The organism is Pseudomonas sp. (assembly GCF_050739995.1).
In the GTDB taxonomy this organism is placed as follows: Bacteria; Pseudomonadota; Gammaproteobacteria; order Pseudomonadales; family Pseudomonadaceae; genus Aquipseudomonas.
Genome location: NZ_JBOICG010000039.1, coordinates 1 through 2,216 on the forward strand (window position 1 = coordinate 1; position 2,216 = coordinate 2,216).

The following is a 2,216-nucleotide window of genomic DNA, read 5'->3' on the forward strand; positions in this document are numbered from 1 at the left end:
ATCTGTAGCTGAACCACCGCTATCGGGGGCAAGCCCCCTCCTACATTTTCAAGCCAGTGGTGTCTGTTAGAGGCGGAAGCGTCCTACCATCCCATTCAAATCCACCGCCAGGCGCGACAGCTCATTGCTCGCTGCGACAGTCTGGCTGGCACCCGTGGCCGACTGCACTGACAGATCACGAATATTCACCAGGTTACGGTCCACTTCCCGTGCTACCTGCGCCTGCTCTTCCGCCGCACTGGCGATCACCAGGTTGCGTTCGTTGATTTCCACAATCGCCGTGTTGATGGTGTCCAGGGACAGCCCCGCGCCTTTGGCGATGTTCAACGTGGATTCGGCGCGCTCAGTGCTGTTGCGCATCGAGTCCACCGCATGTTCCGTACCGGTCTGAATGCTGCCGATCATCCGCTCGATCTCGCTGGTCGATTGCTGGGTGCGATGGGCCAGCGCTCGTACTTCGTCGGCGACCACGGCAAAGCCACGCCCGGCTTCACCAGCACGTGCGGCTTCAATCGCGGCGTTCAGGGCCAGCAGGTTGGTCTGGTCGGCCAGGCCACGAATCACGTCCAGCACCTTGCCGATGTCCCGCGACTCATTGGCCAGGTCACCAATCAGTGTGGCGGTGGCTTGCACGTCGCCGCTCATGCGTTCGATGGCACTGACGGTTTCCTGTACCAAGTCACGGCCATCGCCGGCTGACAGAGTGGCGTTGCGCGAGGCTTCGGAAGTACTTACTGCGTTGCGTGCGACTTCTTCGACGGCGCTGGTCATCTCGTTGACGGCAGTGGCAGCTTGTTCTATTTCGTTGTTTTGCTGGGTCAGGCCACGAGCGCTTTCGTCGGTGACGGCGTTCAACTCTTCGGCGGCGGACGCCAGTTGGGTGGCTGAGCCGGCGATGCGTTGCAAGGTGTCACGCAGTTTGTCCTGCATCTTGGCCATGGCAGCCAGCAGGCGGCCCGCCTCGTCGTTGCCGTCGACCTTGATCGGGCGTGTCAGGTTGCCTTCGGCCACTTCTTCGGCTGCTTCCAGCGCCTGGGAAATCGGCACGGTGATGCTGCGGGTCAGCAGCCAGGCGAACAGCAGGGTCAGCGCCGTGGCAATGATCAGCAAGCCCACCACCAGATCAAAGGCCATGTCGTATTGGTCTTTGGCTTGCTGGTTGGTGGTGTTGGCGGCGTCGTTGTTGATGTCCAGCAAGCGGGTCAACACGGCGTTGACCTGCTCGGAGTTGTTCAGCAACTCTGTGTTGAGCAGGTTGCGCAGCTCTTCGATTTGATTGGCGCGAGACAGGCTTTTCATGCGCGCTTCAATCTGGTGGTACTGGCCCAACAGGCGGACGTACTCGTCGTAGGCGTTGCGCTCCTCAGGGCTGGTGATCAGCTTTTCGTAGATGGTCTGGGCGGCGCGGATCTGCTGATTGCGCACTTCGAAGGCATCCAGGGTCTTTTGCTGCACGTCTGGCTCGCGGTTGGTCAGCAGGCGGTACGACAGCACCCGCAGGCGCAGGGTCAGTTGGGTGAATTCGTCGAGGGCGCGAATGCTCGGCACGCTGGACAGGGTGATGTCTTCGGCGGCACCACGGATTTTGCTCATCTGGTTCAGGGCAAAAATACCGAGAAGCAACATCAGCGCGCCAATAAACGCGAAGCCGAGGAAAGCCCTCGGAGCGATATTCATATTACGAAGAGACATGCGGGAGTCCTGGGGGAGAAGCGCGATCCATGCGGCCATGAGACGAGGTGTGCATCAGGTATCGGCCGTGCGACTAAAGTCTTAAGGGGGCGCGCGCTTTTGTCGCATCGGACGAGGGGTTTAACGGATTCAGGAACCAGATGGGGGAATTGCAGTCACTAAGGCTCGAAAGTGCGGCCCGGCCCTTAAAAAACGGGCTGCGCGCCGGGGATAACCCTGGCATCCGAGGTGAATTTTCTTTATCGTCACCGCCCTTTTAAAAAGCCCGAGAAATCAAAATGTTAGAAGCATCCCTCAGTCAATTGGAACAACTGGTCGGCGACTTGGTACAGCAGAACCAGGATCTGCTGGGCAGCAACGAGTCCCTCAAGGCGGAACTGGCCCGTGCCAAGGACGAAAACGACAGCCTGCAGCTGAACCTGATGGAACAGGAAGAAAAGCACGGCGCCACCGCCGCTCGCATCCAGGCGCTGGTTGAGCGTGTGAGCGCAGGTCCTGTCGGCGCATGAATGAAGGGATAAAGG

At 59.6% G+C, this 2,216-nt stretch carries 2 protein-coding genes and 1 pseudogene; 1 reads left to right on the forward strand and 2 read right to left on the reverse strand.

Going from position 1 to position 2,216, the window contains the following annotated elements; all coding sequences use genetic code 11:
- Positions 1-66 precede the first annotated feature (66 nt).
- Together ACRESD_RS01445 and ACRESD_RS01450 are read right to left on the reverse strand one after the other, a co-directional pair.
- Positions 67-939, reverse strand: coding sequence for a methyl-accepting chemotaxis protein (locus ACRESD_RS01445; protein WP_431749304.1), 873 nt, complete (start codon positions 937-939; stop codon positions 67-69).
- Positions 922-1,731, reverse strand: a pseudogene (locus ACRESD_RS01450) (MCP four helix bundle domain-containing protein); the annotation flags it as partial. The pseudogene ACRESD_RS01450 and the gene ACRESD_RS01445, both read right to left, overlap by 18 nt.
- A gap of 239 nt (positions 1,732-1,970) precedes the next feature.
- On the opposite strand from ACRESD_RS01450, the gene ACRESD_RS01455 reads away from it, so the two are divergent.
- Positions 1,971-2,201 carry a hypothetical protein gene (locus tag ACRESD_RS01455; protein ID WP_431749303.1) on the forward strand — a complete coding sequence of 77 codons (231 nt, stop codon included), beginning with the start codon at positions 1,971-1,973 and terminating at the stop codon, positions 2,199-2,201.
- The last annotated feature ends 15 nt before the right edge of the window (positions 2,202-2,216 follow it).